17 protein-coding genes are annotated in these 16336 nt (G+C 39.9%); 12 read left to right on the top strand and 5 right to left on the bottom strand.

Annotated features, from left to right (window positions below):
- Nucleotides 1-144 precede the first annotated feature (144 nt).
- From LV85_RS03925 to LV85_RS03940, 4 genes are all read left to right on the top strand, one after another.
- On the top strand, nt 145-528 hold the full coding sequence (locus tag LV85_RS03925; RefSeq protein ID WP_111316884.1) for a hypothetical protein: 384 nt from the start codon (nt 145-147) through the stop codon (nt 526-528).
- A gap of 91 nt (nt 529-619) precedes the next feature.
- Nucleotides 620-2113: an alkaline phosphatase D family protein gene (locus LV85_RS03930; protein WP_111316885.1), complete on the top strand. Its 1494-nt coding sequence runs from the start codon at nt 620-622 to the stop codon at nt 2111-2113.
- 190 nt (nt 2114-2303) lie between these two features.
- Nucleotides 2304-2537: a hypothetical protein gene (locus tag LV85_RS03935; RefSeq protein ID WP_111316886.1), complete on the top strand. Its 234-nt coding sequence runs from the start codon at nt 2304-2306 to the stop codon at nt 2535-2537.
- Complete coding sequence (locus LV85_RS03940) at nt 2521-2823, top strand: type II toxin-antitoxin system RelE/ParE family toxin (RefSeq protein WP_111316887.1); 303 nt, start codon at nt 2521-2523, stop codon at nt 2821-2823. Before LV85_RS03935 ends, LV85_RS03940 begins: the two co-directional genes overlap by 17 nt.
- A gap of 12 nt (nt 2824-2835) precedes the next feature.
- Here LV85_RS03940 and LV85_RS03945 read toward each other — a convergent pair whose 3' ends face one another.
- Nucleotides 2836-3531, bottom strand: coding sequence for a TVP38/TMEM64 family protein (locus LV85_RS03945; RefSeq protein WP_158531134.1), 696 nt, complete (start codon nt 3529-3531; stop codon nt 2836-2838).
- A gap of 74 nt (nt 3532-3605) precedes the next feature.
- Between LV85_RS03945 and LV85_RS03950 the strand changes: the two genes are divergently transcribed.
- The 3 genes from LV85_RS03950 (at nt 3606) to LV85_RS03960 (ending at nt 6613) form a co-directional block, all read left to right on the top strand.
- Nucleotides 3606-4805, top strand: coding sequence for a cystathionine gamma-synthase (locus tag LV85_RS03950; protein ID WP_262510134.1), 1200 nt, complete (start codon nt 3606-3608; stop codon nt 4803-4805).
- Nucleotides 4806-5147: 342 nt separating this feature from the next.
- Nucleotides 5148-5996 (top strand): methylated-DNA--[protein]-cysteine S-methyltransferase, encoded by an 849-nt coding sequence (locus tag LV85_RS03955; protein WP_111316890.1) that lies wholly within the window; start codon nt 5148-5150, stop codon nt 5994-5996.
- Nucleotides 5997-6004: 8 nt separating this feature from the next.
- Nucleotides 6005-6613 carry an alpha-ketoglutarate-dependent dioxygenase AlkB family protein gene (locus LV85_RS03960; RefSeq protein ID WP_111316891.1) on the top strand — a complete coding sequence of 203 codons (609 nt, stop codon included), beginning with the start codon at nt 6005-6007 and terminating at the stop codon, nt 6611-6613.
- Nucleotides 6614-6711: 98 nt separating this feature from the next.
- Here the strand turns inward: LV85_RS03960 and LV85_RS03965 are convergent, their stop codons facing one another.
- From LV85_RS03965 to LV85_RS03980, 4 genes are all read right to left on the bottom strand, one after another.
- The gene (locus tag LV85_RS03965; protein WP_111316892.1) at nt 6712-7407 is read right to left on the bottom strand and encodes a porin family protein; all 696 of its coding nucleotides are present in this window, start codon (nt 7405-7407) and stop codon (nt 6712-6714) included.
- A gap of 10 nt (nt 7408-7417) precedes the next feature.
- Nucleotides 7418-7942, bottom strand: coding sequence for a glycine zipper domain-containing protein (locus LV85_RS03970; protein WP_245942135.1), 525 nt, complete (start codon nt 7940-7942; stop codon nt 7418-7420).
- A 1-nt stretch (nt 7943) separates the two neighbouring features.
- A complete protein-coding gene (locus tag LV85_RS03975; RefSeq protein ID WP_111316893.1) occupies nt 7944-8444 on the bottom strand; it encodes a nuclear transport factor 2 family protein in 501 nt (166 codons plus the stop codon).
- A gap of 162 nt (nt 8445-8606) precedes the next feature.
- Nucleotides 8607-10985: an arylsulfatase gene (locus tag LV85_RS03980; RefSeq protein WP_111316894.1), complete on the bottom strand. Its 2379-nt coding sequence runs from the start codon at nt 10983-10985 to the stop codon at nt 8607-8609.
- A gap of 347 nt (nt 10986-11332) precedes the next feature.
- Here LV85_RS03980 and LV85_RS03985 point away from each other — a divergent pair, with 347 nt between their 5' ends.
- The 5 genes from LV85_RS03985 to LV85_RS04005 all read left to right on the top strand — a co-directional run bounded on the left by LV85_RS03985 (nt 11333) and on the right by LV85_RS04005 (nt 15895).
- Nucleotides 11333-12955, top strand: a complete 1623-nt coding sequence (locus LV85_RS03985; RefSeq protein ID WP_111316895.1) for a tetratricopeptide repeat protein — start codon at nt 11333-11335, stop codon at nt 12953-12955.
- A gap of 90 nt (nt 12956-13045) precedes the next feature.
- The gene (locus LV85_RS03990; protein ID WP_111316896.1) at nt 13046-13228 is read left to right on the top strand and encodes a hypothetical protein; all 183 of its coding nucleotides are present in this window, start codon (nt 13046-13048) and stop codon (nt 13226-13228) included.
- A 122-nt stretch (nt 13229-13350) separates the two neighbouring features.
- Nucleotides 13351-13599: a hypothetical protein gene (locus LV85_RS03995; RefSeq protein WP_111316897.1), complete on the top strand. Its 249-nt coding sequence runs from the start codon at nt 13351-13353 to the stop codon at nt 13597-13599.
- A gap of 51 nt (nt 13600-13650) precedes the next feature.
- Nucleotides 13651-14124: a hypothetical protein gene (locus LV85_RS04000; protein WP_146260425.1), complete on the top strand. Its 474-nt coding sequence runs from the start codon at nt 13651-13653 to the stop codon at nt 14122-14124.
- A 187-nt stretch (nt 14125-14311) separates the two neighbouring features.
- Nucleotides 14312-15895: a DUF1254 domain-containing protein gene (locus LV85_RS04005; RefSeq protein WP_111316899.1), complete on the top strand. Its 1584-nt coding sequence runs from the start codon at nt 14312-14314 to the stop codon at nt 15893-15895.
- Nucleotides 15896-16336: the final 441 nt, after the last annotated feature.

A 16336-nucleotide genomic window follows, 5' to 3' on the forward strand; every position in this document is an offset into this window, starting at 1 on the left:
GCATTTTATAACCCCCACTGAGCATAGTCTAACCATTGAGACCGCTAGGTGTAATTTGTAATTACATGTTTCATTCAATTTGAATTTGTAATTCTCTATGGTGAGGAAGTTATGTGAAAACTCTCACAAACATTTGACTCCTGCATGAAATATATATTTAGAGTAATTGAAGAAGGAAACCCAACCCAATTGGAAATTGGACAAGATGTTCTTGATGTATTGATTAAAATTTCAAGCTATATCAATACTGATTTTGTCGCTTCCGATTTTTTCACTCTTGGAAATACAAGTCATCATGCTCTTACTCAATTTCTAGAGCTCTTGCAGGACGCACAAGGACAGATGAAGCTTGAAAACAATAAAGTTTTATTGACTCTTAAGAGAGACAGATTTGACAAATTCGATAGAGATCAATATCACTTGCTCAAAAACGTGCTTTGGTATGGGAGCAATTTTGGTGACGATATACCAGAACTTGAATCCTTACACGATGATATTTATAACATGTACGGTGAAATTTTTCCTTGAGGTTTAAATTCACAGGCTTTACTTAATTACCTGTTTTACCCCGCTAAAACCGTAATTTAACTTTTTCAATACCCATCCAAACCTATTCTCAATGAGATTTAAGAAAGTATCCAGCCTAGTTGCTTTTATCATTACTCTTTTTGCTACTGCCACTTTTGCGCAAAACTCAGATTCCATTCCAGTAAGGCATCATGTCACTTTACCACAAGCGCATAAAGGAACTTTGGAAATAGATACTAATCTGCTCGACAGTTATACCACATTACCTGCCAACATTAGGGAATTTTACCTTGATGCAAGAAGCATCTTTGAGAATAATACTGTTGATTTTACAGACCAGAGAATAGTTGCTGCCGCTGTGAAAAACGGAATGCCTTTGATGTCTGGTCCTATGTTAGGAGATTTGAATGAGAATGGTCTAAGTATTTGGTTCAGACCTGCTAGCAAGGATCCAATCCAAATTTATGTAAGAGATCAGACTACAAAGGAGGAGAGGGTTTATACATTGAATCCCAAAGTTCCAGGACAAGTGGAACGAGTGGTATTGACAGATTTGTCTCCGAAGACGGAGTATTCTTATAGTGTAGTGATTAATGGTTCTGAAGTAGCCGAAGGTACTTTTCAAACCCCTTCAGAAATCGGAGAAACCAGCGAGTTACGCTTGGCTTTTGCTTCAGATTTTCACAAGATAGGCCTGCACAACCCTAATTTGATGGCTGCTATTTTGAAGAGAGATCCAATTGCTATGCTGCTGCTAGGTGATCTGGCTGTGGATGATAGAGATACTAATCTGAGTATGCATAGAGCTGATTATTTGCTGCGAGATCTCTCAGAACCTTGGAAGCAGCTTGCTGCAAATGTTCCCTTGTATGCTGCTTGGGATGATCATGATTATCTCAATAATGATCTTGGCGGTTTGCCAGAAGGAGTAACGACTGAGGACAGAGAGGCCTTGCGGAATCTTTGGGCTGAAAACTGGAATAATCCCGAGAATGCTGCTCCAGGAATTTACTTCAATACTCGAATAGGAGCTATAGAGCTAATCATGCTGGATACTCGTTCTTTTCGTGAGAATGACAGAAGAGGGGAGTATAATTCCTATTTGGGAGCAAGCCAACTCAGTTGGTTGAAGGATGTGCTGGCAAAGTCTACCGCTCCCTACAAGCTGATTACTAGTGGTACGATGTGGAGTGATTATATCTCCGATGGAAAGGATTCCTGGGGGACTTGGGATACGGTAGCTAGGGAAGACGTTTACCAATTGATAGAAACAGAAAAGATACCAGGTGTTTTGTTACTAAGTGGTGACCGTCATGGCGCACGAGGTTTTACCATACCGAGAAATTCGGAATTTGAGTTCTATGAATTTGGACCAGCCTCATTGGGAGGTGTTCCTGGTCCAGAAGCGATCGCCAAGGATTCTTCAACGCAATTGTTTGGTTATCTTGGCTTGGGACTGAAGGCTTTTGGGGAGTTGACCTTTAGCATGGAAGGGGAGGTTTCTCAGGTTACTTTTAGATTGATCGATGAATATGGTAATATCATGGAAGAGCATACCGTCTCCTATGATCAATTGATCCCATAAAAGAGGAAGCTTGCAAGCTATGCAAAAGCATTTTTTGCCTAGATATTAGATTTGATCAGGGTTTCTATTGGAGTGTTACTGAGAGATCATTTGATTGATTTAATGTTGAATGAATAAAGGAATTGCAATTCCGAATAAACGCTCATTTATTCTGGTAGAACTCATTAAAATTTCTTGGTATATTTGATTTATGGACGTAGAACTTCAAAACAAAAAGATTGAACTGATTCAGTGGTTATCAACTTTGGAAGATACTTTCTTAATTGACAAGCTTATGAAGTTTAGAGAGGAAGAGAAATCTGATTGGTGGAATTCAATTTCTGAAGCAGAGAAATCTTCAATTCAAAGAGGGGTTGAAGATGCCGATAAAGGTAAACTAAAGCCTCATTCTGAAGCCCGAAAGATATATGAAAAATGGCTTTAAGGTTTTATGGACTGATCACGCATTAAGTGAATTACAATCGACTTTTGAGTATTTAGAAAATAACTGGACTGAAAAGGAAATAGTAAAGCTTGTATTGAAACTAGAGCACACCGTTGAATTGATTTCAAAAAATCCAGCAATGTTCCAAGTTTCATTAGAGAAAAATGGAATTCGGCAGGCCGTAGTGATGAAACACAACACTCTGTATTATCGAATCATCGGCGAGACCATTGAAATCTTATCTTTCTTTTCAAATAGGCAAAATCCAAGCAGGAGAAGGTTTTAATAGAGGCTTGTTTTACTTCCTCGATTTTTTCACATAACCATAGATCCCCGCCACACCTATTATCAATAAAGCAATGCCTATTCCCCATTGCAGAGGGCTATTCATGGATTGTTTGGCGGCCAAGTATGAATTAGCTAGAACTCCAGCAGCGAAGGCAATTACTGTACGAGTGAGCATGCCAGGAATCCCGAAAACCAGTACTTTCCATAGTTTGATATTCATATTGGCAAAGAGGAAATTGGAAATGGCGAAGGGGACAATAGGAGAGATCCGAACAAAGAATACCAAAGATCCTTCTTTTCCTTTGCGAGCTTCCAGTGCTTCATGAAACTTGGGGTTTTTCCTGAACAGCTTTTCCGTCAGACCCATATTGGTCACTTTTCCCAGTCCATAACCAAGTATAGAGGCCAGCGAATAACCCAAAATTAAAAATGGAAGGGAGGCCCAGCCAAAGTAAAAGCCAGATGCTAAGGCTATCAGCGTAGTGGGCAATAAGGCCAATCCCATAAACAGGGCTCCGATCACCGTATAGATAAAGTAGTCTAAGACAGTTTCTAACTGATACACTTCCAGAAAATCATATTTCGTCGCAAAAATAATACTTCCAACAAAGGGCATGGTCGTAATCCATAGCCAGGCAAATATGCCGGCGGGATGCTTACCGAAGTAGGCTCGGATAGTTTTGAAAATCCTTTCCTTTTTTGTCATCTTTGATTTATCATCCATTGATTCACTGGGGAAGTCTGCAAGTTTAACATGCGCAGCCTAAAATCACTCGGAAAATCTCAAAAGGTTTTCTATTTCCTAAGAGCCATAACAATCTTAACCATTTACAAATGAAATTTGGAACAAAAGCCATCCATGCTGGAATAGAGCCAGATCCTAGTACAGGTGCGATCATGACTCCGATCTATCAGACTTCCACTTACGTGCAAAACTCGCTAGATGGTCACCAAGAATATGCCTATGCGCGTTCTCAAAACCCCACCCGAACTGCTTTGCAGCAGAACTTGGCGGCTCTTGAAAACGGAAAGCATGGCATTTGTTTTTCATCCGGCGTAGCAGCTATCGATGCGGTGATCAGACTTTTCAGTCCTGGAGATGAGATTATTACTACAAATGACTTGTATGGGGGTACCTATCGCCTTTTCACCAAAGTGTATGAGAAATACGGTATCCATTTCAAGTTTGTGTCGATGTCGGAGGCTTCTAGCATAGCGGAGCATATCAGCGAAAATACAAAAATGATCTGGGTGGAAACACCTACGAATCCGATGATGAATATCATCGATATCGCCGCGGTAGCAAAACTAAGCACTGGGAATAAAATCATCCTTGCGGTAGACAATACCTTTGCATCTCCCTACTTGCAAAATCCCTTGGATCTCGGAGCTGATATCGTAATGCACTCGGTGACCAAATACCTAGGAGGACACTCCGATGTGGTGATGGGAGCTTTGGTGGTAAATGATGAAGAGCTAGCCAAAAAGCTGTTATTTATCCAGAATACCTGCGGTGCCGTACCTGCTCCCCAAGATTGCTTCTTAGTGATCAGAGGAATTAAGACACTTCACTTAAGGATGGAACGTCACTCTCAAAATGGTAAAACGATCGCAGGATACCTGAAGAATCATCCAAAGGTGGATAAAGTCTACTGGCCGGGATTCGAAGATCATCCAAATCATGAGATTGCCACAAAACAGATGCGTGATTTTGGGGGAATGATTTCTTTTTCCTTGCTGGGCAATAAGGAGTCAGATGCAAGAAAGGTGATGGAGAATTTCCATATTTTCGCTTTGGCGGAATCCCTTGGAGGTGTAGAGTCACTTTGTGGACATCCCGCTACCATGACACATGCGAGTATTCCTAAGGAAGAACGTGAAAAAGTAGGTTTGGTAGATTCCCTGATCCGATTGAGCGTAGGGGTAGAAGATGCTGAAGATTTGAAGAATGATCTGGCAAATGCCCTTTCTAAGATCTAAGGTTTCAGATATATAATTACAGCTACTCCTGACTTAGGAGTGGCTTTTGTAGTAAATGACTGTGTAGTGTTTCGATACCTGTTTCTAGTTTGTCCTAATGAACTTGTTCGAATGATAGGCTTATTTAGAGCTTTTCGTGCCGTCATTAGTGTTCTCTAGGTTTAATGAATTACTGATTATCTGATTTGTAAATTGGGATTTAGGCAGGAAATGGGCAATACCTTTCTCTGCTTTGCAAAATGAAAAAAGGAATAGCAGGTTGAATTTTCTAGAAATACCGCAAGATTCGGGTTTTGCTATACTTTGAATCGGATTACTTTTGGGTATACTAGCATTTAGATTATGAGCGAGACTGAGTCTATCAATTACCAGCGCATTGCCGAGGCGATTGCCTATATACAGGCCCATTTCAAAACACAACCTTCTTTGGAGGAAATTGCAGCGCAGGTACATCTAAGTCCTTTTTATTTTCAGCGCATGTTTACCGATTGGGCAGGAGTGAGTCCCAAGAAATTTATGCAGTATCTCAGCCTGGAATATGCCAAGCAGCTTTTGCAGGGTAGGGAGGCGACACTCTTTGAAGCAGCACAGGAAACTGGGTTGTCGGGGACAGGAAGACTTCATGACCTCTTTGTGAAAATAGAAGGTATGACGCCAGGCGAATTCAAGAATGGGGGAGAAAACCTCCAGATTAATTACAGCTTTGCTGAAAGTCCCTTTGGAGAAATTATCGTGGCTTCTACTCCCAAAGGTATATGCCACCTAGCCTTTTACTCAGATCAAGCCGATGGAGAGTCCACTATGAAAGCCCGCTTTCCCAATGCGAACTATCAACTCTTAGCAGACCATATTCAGCAGGAGGCTCTTTCTATTTTTCAACAAGACTGGAGCAAGGTCAATCAAATCAAGTTGCACTTACATGGTACAGCCTTTCAATTGAAAGTCTGGGATGCCCTTCTAAAGATACCCATGGGAAATCTAACTACTTACGGTACCATTGCTGGAGAAATAGAAAAACCAAAAGCTTCCCGTGCTATCGGAACTGCTATCGGGTCTAATCCTGTTGCTTTTCTGATTCCCTGCCATCGCGTGATTCAGTCCAGTGGTAAAATCGGAGGATATATGTGGGGGAATACCAGAAAATCAGCAATTATAGGTTGGGAAGCTGCGCAGCTTAATCGAGAGGGATAAGAGAAAAAATGGATTTATTCAATCAGGATTCGGTCGAGAATGTTAACCTGCTACCCAAAGACGGGACGGTTTATTACTATGGCAAAATAATGCCGACTAACAAGGCTTTGAGCTACTTGGCCTATTTGTTGAATGAGATTCAATGGAAGAATGATGTAGCAATTATTTTTGGAAAGCGCATAGAAACCAAAAGAAAAGTGGCGTGGTACGCTGAAAATCCTTTTGAGTATACCTATTCTAATACTACCAAGACAGCCTTGCCCTGGACAAAGGAATTGCTGGAGCTAAAAGCACTAATTGAGTTGAAAACTGGCGAAACATTCAATTCCTGCCTGCTGAATCTATATCACAACGGGACTGAGGGGATGGCCTGGCACAGCGATGGAGAAAGAGACCTGAAGAAGGATGGAGCAATTGCTTCGGTGAGTTTTGGTGCGGAGCGGAAATTCGCTTTCAAGCATAAAGCATCCAAGGAGACTGTTTCGCAGATTTTGGAAAATGGTAGTTTGCTGGTAATGAAAGGATCTACTCAGACGCATTGGATGCATAGGCTTCCGCCCACCAGGCTAGTTTCAAAACCTAGAGTCAATTTGACCTTTAGGACGATTGTGAGGTAAGTTTATTGTTTGTTACAGGTTCAAAGCCTGATGACTGCTAGGGTTTCACTAGTTATTTTTAGATTGATAGGATTGTGTGGTTAACAGCTTGTAAAGAATCACTTCGAATCAACTTTGGCTGCTCCAATTGGGATATTTACCATCAAAAATAATGAGCTGTTTTTTGTGCCTGATCTTTCTTTATAGACATTCACAAAACCTTGGTAATATTTTATCCCGAGCGTCATGCCTTTGCCTTTCAGAAGTTGGTAGCCCATACCTGCTGTTGCTCCGGCGTCTAGGCGGTTAACCATATCTCTATTGTACTGACGAATTCGAGCATCTTCACCCTCTACATCTGAATTGAACTCTACCCAGGATTTAGTCAGTAAACCTAATTGCGGTCCTGCTTCGAAATAGATATTATTTTTTAGTTTATACTTTGCCAGTATAGGCACGATAAAATAATTCAGTTCTTGATTATAATCACCTTCAGCTCCAAACACATCTACTTCAAGAAATTCAAGATCAGCGGCTGATAATTTATTTGTTCCAAGCTTCGATTTCACCAATAAGCCAGTATGGATATACCAAGGATCATTTATTCGAATGTCAAAATAGAAACCCAGATTGAAACTTGGCATCCTGTTGCTGGATTCCATCCCGCTGATTTGGGAGAAATTTGCACCGCCTTCAAGCCCGAATTCTAGTCCAGGAGAGTTAAGTTTATCTCCAAACAGGAGAGATATTAGTACCTGAGACTGTGCATGATACCCAGCACACATTAAGACAATAAAAACTATATATTTTTTCATATTTTATTAACTATTTTACTGTATAGCCTTTGCCTTCCATGCAGGCTGTGAATGCTTTTTTGTAATTATCCATTAAGGTTTTTTCCTGTGCCGCTGCTGCCTGATTGTCCTTTTGCTGTTCCATCTCATCTCCTACTACCTTTGCTCTTCTTCCTCTCAATCCTCCTAAGATAGCACCAATTGCAGCACCTTTGCCTGCATCTCCAGCAATTGCTCCAATTGCGGCACCAGCAGCTGCTCCTCCTGCTGCTCCTACTACCGCTGTTCCGTCGACTGATTTATCAACCTGTTCGGCTTTTATTTTAGTAGGATTTAAAGGATCAATACCCGTTTGTTCTTGTGCCCATTTATAGCAATAGGCTTCATCTGTATCTTGAGTAGCTTGATCCTGGTTTTGAGACGGAAAAACGTATAGGCCCAATCCAGTGGCAATGGAAGTACTTTTTGCGGCGGTCTGGGCTATACCCGAAAAGGATAGACTCAGGAGTACAACAAGTGCAACTAATTTGGGATTCATAATTATTGTCGTTTTCATATTAAAGGTCATTAGGATTTATGAATACATAGCCCAGTTGATTGAGTGCGTCAGCCTCGTTATAAAAAGTATAGCTTTTTACAATTTTATTATTTTCAATCTGGTAGATAGAGTTAGCCCAAATTATCACCTTAGCCTTTTCAGCCTTGTAAGTAATATGGAGCTCAGACCAGTTTGCTACCCAATCACCCTGATTATCACCAGTAGTGATTTTTATTGCTGCATTTTTGGAGTGTATGTATTCTATCTTTTCGTATAGGTTATCTACATTATGTTTCCAGTTTTGTACAGCTTGGGATTTTCCAACTGAATCCCCATAGGAAGGTCCGAGGCCAAGGTAATTTTCGTCCAGCATGGCTTCCATGCTGTCATGATCCAAATCTTCGACAGCTTTGATATAGTTTTCTATAAGCGAAATATTTTCCTCCGAATGGTCATTTAGTGTATTGCAACTAGCTATTAAGAAGCTGCTTAACAATAGTGGAAAGATTATGTTTTTCATTGTTTTTTAGAGTTATTATCAGAAAGATGAGCTTAAGAAAAGGCAATAAAATTTTCTGGTGAACAAGCTGTTTTTAGAAAGTTTTGCTCTGCTGAATTAGCCTTAAAAAAATACCTCCCGCCTATTAGAAAAGCATTAGGCGGGAGGTCATGGTATTACTGGTTACTTTTCAGGATACCAAACGCGAGAAGTGCCCATGGTTCCATTAAATACGAAGGGAGCTTCATCATAATAGTCTATCGACACTGGTGAACCTAAATCGCTACCAAAGTCTAAGCAATCGTTAGCTGTAAATGCAAAAGGTACAGTGATAGGTACCTGTCCAGAGGCTACGACATCACCATTCACCTTGAGTGTAATGTCCATTGGTGAGCCTGGCTTTGGAGCAGTCAGTCTGGAGATGACCTCTATAGTGACTTTTCCGGTTGGCAACTTTGTTTTAGACTTGATGTGCGTACGCTCGATTTCAAACATATTGTACTCAAAGGATAGGTAACCATCTTTGATATAGCAGGAGAGTCCACCAGAGAAACCACCAAGTGCGTAGAGTACACCACTAGCATTTTCGGGAACTGTAACTTCCATGCTGACATTGTTGTCAAACTTACCCAGTTTCGGTGCTGTAAATTCTGGCATTCTGACGATAGGGCCACTAAAAGTCCAGTCTGTATAAGGAGTAGCTGGTGCATCTTCAGGATGATAAATAATAGACCAAAGTCCACCACCAATAGGAAGATTTTTGTTTTTGGCAGACTCTACCAAGAACATGCTTTTCATTTCTTCCAGTTTTTTGGGATTAGTTTTGGCTAAGTCATTTGCCTGACTCCAATCCTCATTGATATTATAGAGTTCCCAGGTGTCTTCCTCTGGGTTCCATGTAGCTGCACCTGCTGGCAGCCCCGGTACCCAAGGGTTTCTAAGTCCGAAGGCAGAAGCAAACCAGCCATCATAATAGAGCCCACGACTTCCCATGATATCAAAAAACTGTGTTTTTCTAGTGCCTTCAGCATTTGGATCATCAAAAGTATAATCCATGCTCACTCCATGGATAGGATCTTGTGTAAAACCATTGACCACCTTAGGTTCAGTTATGTTAACCGCTTCATAAATTGTCGGTACTATATCGATCACATGGTGAAATTGTGATCTAGGCTTATTGTCATGCTTTATGTTCTTAGGCCAAGAAACTGCCAATGGCTGTCTAGTTCCTCCAAAATGGGCAGCAACTAATTTGGTGGATTTATAAGGAGTAGAACCTGCCCAAGCCCAACCTGCATTATACATATTGTCTGTTTTGGGAGAACCCAATACGTCCAAGCCTCCAAGCTCATCTAAGGCATCGATGTGTTGCTGAATGGTAGTAGGGATACTATTTTGTGCTAGCAATTCACTGATAGTTCCATTTTGACCTTCAGCCGAGGAACCATTATCTCCCCATATATAGAATACTAGGGTGTTATCCAATTTACCTTGTCGCTCTATTTCATCTATAAGTAATCCGGCATTATAATCTGTATGCTCAGCAAACCCTGCATAGACTTCCATTAACCTACTCTGAAAAGGTCTTTCCGATTCTGGAATGTCGCTCCAGCCTGCCATCGTTGCATTTCTCTCTGTCAGCTGTGCATCCTGTGGAATCCAACCCAGCTCTTTCTGTCTTTTGAATGCTCTCTCACGATAAGCATCCCAGCCATCATCAAACTTACCTTTGTACTTGTCTGCCCATTCTTTGGCTACATGGTGAGGTCCATGAACGGCACCTGGCGCCCAATACATTAAGAAAGGTTTATCCGGCGAAAAAGCTTGCTGTTCTCTAAGCCACTTGATAGCGTCTTCGGTAATGTCCTCTGTAAGATGGTAGTAGTCATGTCCTTGCGTGGTTTTTGGGTGCTCTACCACAGTTGTATTCCGAACCATGTGTGGTTCGTATTGTGATGCTTCTCCAGCGAGGAATCCATAAAAGTACTCAAAACCGTAGCCTGTAGGCCAGTAATCAAAAGGACCTTTGGAGGTTGTCAATTCAGCTGGAGTATTATGCCATTTTCCAAAAGCACTTGTATTATATCCATATGCTTTCAGGACTTCCGCCACGGTGGCAGCAGTTTTTGGGATAGTTCCACTAAATCCGTCCCAATCATTTGCGATTTCCGCAATTTGCCCATTCCCTACAGCGGTGTGATTTCTTCCTGTTAGGATAGACGCTCGTGTAGGTGAACACATAGCTGTAGAGTGAAATCGATTATAGGAAATTCCTAGATCTGCAATGCGGCTTAGATTTGGCGTGTTTATTTCACCACCATAAGTAGAGGGAGTAGCAGGTCCTGCATCATCGATAAGAATAATGAGAATGTTGGGTGCATCTTTTGCTAAACGATCTGGAGCCACTCTTTTATTATAGGTGGATGTTTTCATGGTTAGCCCGGCTTTACTGGCCGATGGAGTGGGAGGGAAGGGCAAAACATCCTGTGCCTTCAGCGTACCCATACAGGCTAACACCAACAAAAGTGGGAGATAAGCTGAAATCGAGTAATTGTATTTCATATCGAGAGGTAATGATGGTTTATCAATGGTAGGTATTTATTGGCTCCGATATAAGTTAAGTACCGTTACTTAACCGTTAAATGAGGTTACCTTGATCCAAGGTGAGCAAAGCTTAGTGGTAAGTTCTTTTTTTATTATATTGGCAAAGGAGGTAAAAAGATAGAAGTCCTTTTATCCTTAGTTGAACTTGACAATATTGAATTTAACCTTAAGTGATTCTACGGAAATCCAGTGAAACGAAGGTTGATTAGTTTATTAGGTCAAGCTAGTGCAAAGAATTAAAATATAGTTGGATAGAGTGTTTCATAAACTGCTACATAGTATTTATAAATAGTAAATAAGCCCAAATGTTACCTGAAAAAGATGAGGATTTATCCTTGTTCCATTCTGAAAATGAGGTTCTTGATCAATTAAATCGTATTCTCTCCAGCGATTTATTCTATAAGTCATCAGTACTTTGTAGTTTTTTGAAATTTGTGGTAGAAGAAACTATTGCTGGTCGGACAGATGGGCTCAAAGAATATACTATTGGCGTAAATGCTCTGGGGAAACCCGCTGATTTCAATCCCCAAATAGATGCAATAATTAGAATCCATGCGGGAAGACTAAGGCGTTTGCTGAATGAGTATTATTCAGGGCCAGGAAATCATGACTCGATTAAAATCGAGATAGTTAAAGGCACTTACGTACCGTTGTTTCGGAATCAGGTAATCATTAAAACAGAGGGTGAAGTTACGGAGCAACGTAAATCTGTAGAATTTGACCGAACAAAGCTCACACTTGCTGTGCTTCCTTTTCGAAACCTCTGTAGTAAAAATGAATTTCAGTTTTTTGTAGATGGCTTAGGAGAAGAACTGACCCGTAATTTTAGTCTCAGTCAGGATATTTCTGTAGTAGCACATTATTCTACCCGTAAGTATGCTGCTCAGCCAGAGGATATTCGTGTCATAGGTGCCGAACTGGGAGCTCATTATATGATTACTGGTTCAGTAAAACGTAGCGCTGGTGAAATTAGAGTAAATGTAGCTTTAGTGGAAACCATGAAAGGGATAGAGGTATGGTCCCATACCTATACTAATGTGCTGAATATTGATAACCTGATGAATATACAGGATCAAATTATTGAGAACATATATTCTTGTCTTGGAGGGTATTATGGGGTTATTATTCGAAAGAGTACTATAGCCCAGCGTAGAGGATTTTCTAATATTGCGTCTTTTGATGCTTCACTGTGGAATTATTATTATCACATGAACTTTTCACTAGAATCCTATTTAACTACCCGAAAGGCTTTGGAAGAGGCATTAGCAGTAGACCCTAATTATGCACATGGGTTGGCTATGCTTGCTGAATTGCACTTGGATGCTTATTCTCTTGGCTATCCTACAGTGGAAGATCCAGTTAATGAAAGCTACAAACTAGTCAAAAAAGCGATTAAAATTGACCCTGAATGTCAGCATGCCTATCAAGAGTTGGGCTGGACTAATGTTTATTTGAAAAGAAAGGAAGATGCCATTAATGCATTGGAACACTGCTTATCCTTAAATCCTTCTTCCGTTTCATCAATTGGTGCTGTAGGTTTTGGGATGGCATGTGCTGGTGAATATAAGAGAGCTCATATCTTGCTTACCCAATCCATAGAACTTAATCCACATTGCCCTTGGTGGTTTTATTTAGGCTTTTTCTTGGTGTATTATCAAAATAAGCAATACGAGAAAGCATTAGAATTTGCAAATAAAATTGAAACGAAGGATGTGTTTATGGATCCATTAGCCAAAGTCATCACAAAAGCGCAATTAGGCTTGACAGATAAATCTCAAGATGATTTAAATAAATTAGCTGAGGAGTTTCCAGAGATCATGGCCGATCTAGGGCCCACGCTTAATACATTTCTGCTGGATAATTCCTTGATAGATGATATAATGGCTGGTCTGAACAAGGCAAAAGTCACAGTTGCAAGGACTTTTTAGAGTATGATGGTTATTGATGTTTTTCCATTTGAACTTTTATCGATTTAATACCTGAGGAGCATCGAATGTAAAATAGAATTTGATAAACTCATGGATTGCGGGTATTTGGATTTCCCGTCTTACCTGGAGGAAACCAATATCGACATACTAATAGAATCCTTGCTGACTATCACAATAGGTATTATGGGTAGTGATTTTTCTACAGTCTTTGGTAATAAGAGCATTGACATTGCTTATAAACAGAGTCATATCAAAGAGGCGCCGTTCCTCTAAAATCGTATTGTTTCATGGACTAAGATATGCGGTTGATTTTACGGTTAAGTTACCGTGAAACACTTACTATTAGTTATGCTTCAAGGTAGATTCGTGTCTATATCAAAATTAGTACAAACCCTATGGCAGAAAATATAGAATCTATCGTTCGCGTATTTCCGCTTTATGAAGAGAAGATTGATTTTTTGTTTCAAGCCGACGAGAACTTCCGGGACCTCTGCAAAGATTATCTTTTGTGCGCAGGAAATGTATTAGAGATGAAGAAAAAAGCTGATTCCTATAGTGCTGAAATTGAGGAGTATGAGGAGTTACAAAGAAATCTAGAACAAGAGATTTTGCATATAATCATCAAAGAAGATCCAGCATACTAGTAACTATAATTAGTAGCGATTAAATACAGAAAACACAAAATCAAGTCAATTATGAAAAAAATAGTTTTAATTATTTCATTAGTCACGTTGTCCTTTCCAATACTAGCGCAAAGCAACCAAGAAGGGGTAGATATGATCCAATCTATATTTGGGATGGAAAAGAAAGAAGTCGTTTCTGAATTTATATCCTTGGAAGGATTTGAAGCAGATACGTTTTGGGCATTATACGATGAATACGAAACAAAGCGCAAAGAGCTTGGTAAAGCTCGCCTTGATTTATTAGAAGTTTACGCAGAGACATATGATTCCATGGATGAGGACACTGCGGATGACATCTTAAAAGAGATGATGAGGTTACAAATCAGCAATGATAAATTGATAAGTAGCTATTCCAAAAAGATTAAGAAGAAAATTAACGTAAAAACGGCAGCGCAATTTTATCAGATAGAAGGATATGTGTTAAGTAAGATTCGAACTGAAATTCTGGAAAATATTCCTGTGATAGGAAGTATGGATCCTATGTAAATCATCTTTCATCTTGCCTATGACTCACAGTAATATTGGGTTGTACGCGAAGGTGTGCGGAAGTAATGAGTATCATGGCGACCGGCTTCCTGCATAGGGAGCTGTTCTCTTAGATTCGATGTAACCAAATAGGGTAATTCTATCATAGGATTTTTACCAATCCCAATTCACCAATAACCAGTATGTTATGAATTTCAAACTCAAATTACCGATAGCTATAGCTATGCTCTCGATGATGACATTAAGCTGTCAAAATCCTAATGAAAATCTTCAAACTGAAGCTAAGGATGGAGAGTCCAGCTCACTAGCATCGATCAAAGAGAAGTACAATACCAATATTCCTGATAAAATTTTGACTCCTGATGTAGTTGAAACGCGACTAGGAACCTTAAACTTCTTTGATGGATTGCCATCGGAAGAGACTGTTGTAAAAGTTTATGACAATCTCGACTTTATGAGAGCGGTGGAAACTTTTCTTAATGGGATTCCAGCTACATCCATTGAAGGTATTCGCTTAGGGTTGGAAGAAGCAGGTTCCAAAAGCTCTAATCAAGTAGTCATCTTTGATGATTTGATGGATTCTAATCCATTATTCTTGACTGGTAATACCAGCACAGTATATGCAACTTCCTTTTTAGATTTAAAAAAGGATGGCCCCACGGTAGTGGAGATTCCTGCAAGATGCGGCCCAGGCACAGTCAACGATGCCTATTTTAGGTTTGTGGTAGATATGGGAGCACCAGGTCCAGATAGAGGAAAAGGCGGGAAATATTTAATACTTCCTCCAGATTACGAAGGAGATGTTCCTGAAGGTTATTTTGTAGCTAAATCAACAAGCTACGTCAATTGGCTTATTCTGAGAGGCTTTTTGGTAGATGGATCACCTGATTTCTCATCGCAGATGTTTCGTGATGGATTAAAAATCTATCCTTTAAAAGATATTGGTAATCGTCCTACTATGGAATTTGTTAATGGATCAAAAAAGTTGTTTAATACAATTCATGCTAATAATGAGGATTTTTATGAAGAATTGAATGATGTTATTCAGCGTGAACCAGTTTCATTTTTGGATCCTGAATTGCGTGGTTTATTTGCAAGCATTGGCATAGAAAAGGAAAAACCTTTTAATCCTGATGCAAGAATGAAAGCTATATTAACAGATGCTGTAGCAGTAGGGAATGCCACAGCACGAGCTATTACATTCAAAACCAGAGAGAAAGAATCTTCAATATTTAAAACTGGACAGTGGGAATCTGGCTTCATTGGCGGTAATTATCAATGGTTGAAAAATGAAGGCAAAGGCGGTCGTTTCTTAGATGCGCGAACACGCTTTTTTTACGCTGCCACGGTGAATACTCCTGCCATGGTATTAAAGATGATAGGATTGGGATCACAGTATGCCATAGCTTTTCTAGATGGAAAGGGTGAATATTTAGATGGAAATAAAAATTACAGCCTCACTATTCCTGCGAATGTTCCTGCAAAAGATTTTTGGTCGATAGTAATGTATGATCCTCAAACACGGTCGGAGTTGCAAACTAGCCAAGCTTTGCCTAGCATTAGCAGTCAGAGAACGCCACTTGTCGAGAATGAAGATGGGTCGGTGACTTTATATTTTGGAGCCACAAACAATGCCCCCAAAGGAATGGAAGCCAACTGGCTTCAATCTGTGCCTGGCAAAGGGTTTTTCGTAATATTCAGATTATATGGTCCACTAGATCCTTGGTTTGATCAGACATGGCAGCCAGGTGATTTTGAAGAGATAAATTAAAATCAGAAGGTCAAGAAATAAACTTATTGATTAAGCCAACAATCCCGTCTATGTACTAATACATGGGCGGGTTTTTGTTTTAGTAGACAGCTAACTTTCATTGTTGTTTTTGCACCACTATTAGCAAACCCAGGTCTTGGAGTTTGTCAGTAGGATTAAGGCCAGAAAGTTGCCTAAAATTCTGTTTTTTGAAATCTCTTCATATGTGGCCATTGGGTTCAAAATTCACAATTCTTAAAATCTCAACAGGCTTTTTTCATTTTGCACCCTGAAAATTTACCGAGTCTGTATTTTTATTTTGCATAATCCAACGATAGCAGTACTTTGATAGAACTATTACAGCTATTCTAATCACCATTAATCTAACCATACACTTTAACCAGGAGGTCAATTGAAATCGAGCATGAGAAAACCTACAGATCGTGGAAAAATAATACATGC

Origin of the sequence: Algoriphagus chordae (assembly GCF_003254055.1) — a bacterium.
Taxonomy (GTDB): Bacteria; Bacteroidota; Bacteroidia; order Cytophagales; family Cyclobacteriaceae; genus Algoriphagus; species Algoriphagus chordae.

Bases quoted from the DNA above. Each gene is read 5' to 3' on its own strand.
- LV85_RS03970 (WP_245942135.1), bottom strand. From the start codon at position 7,942: ATGAAAACGACAATAATTATGAATCCCAAATTAGTTGCACTTGTTGTA.
- LV85_RS03940 (WP_111316887.1), top strand. From the start codon at position 2,521: ATGAAAAATGGCTTTAAGGTTTTATGGACTGATCACGCATTAAGTGAA.
- LV85_RS03985 (WP_111316895.1), top strand. From the start codon at position 11,333: ATGTTACCTGAAAAAGATGAGGATTTATCCTTGTTCCATTCTGAAAAT.
- LV85_RS03960 (WP_111316891.1), top strand. From the start codon at position 6,005: ATGGATTTATTCAATCAGGATTCGGTCGAGAATGTTAACCTGCTACCC.
- LV85_RS03930 (WP_111316885.1), top strand. From the start codon at position 620: ATGAGATTTAAGAAAGTATCCAGCCTAGTTGCTTTTATCATTACTCTT.
- LV85_RS03965 (WP_111316892.1), bottom strand. From the start codon at position 7,407: ATGAAAAAATATATAGTTTTTATTGTCTTAATGTGTGCTGGGTATCAT.
- LV85_RS03925 (WP_111316884.1), top strand. From the start codon at position 145: ATGAAATATATATTTAGAGTAATTGAAGAAGGAAACCCAACCCAATTG.
- LV85_RS03975 (WP_111316893.1), bottom strand. From the start codon at position 8,444: ATGAAAAACATAATCTTTCCACTATTGTTAAGCAGCTTCTTAATAGCT.
- LV85_RS04000 (WP_146260425.1), top strand. From the start codon at position 13,651: ATGAAAAAAATAGTTTTAATTATTTCATTAGTCACGTTGTCCTTTCCA.
- LV85_RS03945 (WP_158531134.1), bottom strand. From the start codon at position 3,531: ATGACAAAAAAGGAAAGGATTTTCAAAACTATCCGAGCCTACTTCGGT.
- LV85_RS03980 (WP_111316894.1), bottom strand. From the start codon at position 10,985: ATGAAATACAATTACTCGATTTCAGCTTATCTCCCACTTTTGTTGGTG.
- LV85_RS04005 (WP_111316899.1), top strand. From the start codon at position 14,312: ATGAATTTCAAACTCAAATTACCGATAGCTATAGCTATGCTCTCGATG.
- LV85_RS03995 (WP_111316897.1), top strand. From the start codon at position 13,351: ATGGCAGAAAATATAGAATCTATCGTTCGCGTATTTCCGCTTTATGAA.
- LV85_RS03935 (WP_111316886.1), top strand. From the start codon at position 2,304: ATGGACGTAGAACTTCAAAACAAAAAGATTGAACTGATTCAGTGGTTA.
- LV85_RS03955 (WP_111316890.1), top strand. From the start codon at position 5,148: ATGAGCGAGACTGAGTCTATCAATTACCAGCGCATTGCCGAGGCGATT.
- LV85_RS03990 (WP_111316896.1), top strand. From the start codon at position 13,046: ATGGATTGCGGGTATTTGGATTTCCCGTCTTACCTGGAGGAAACCAAT.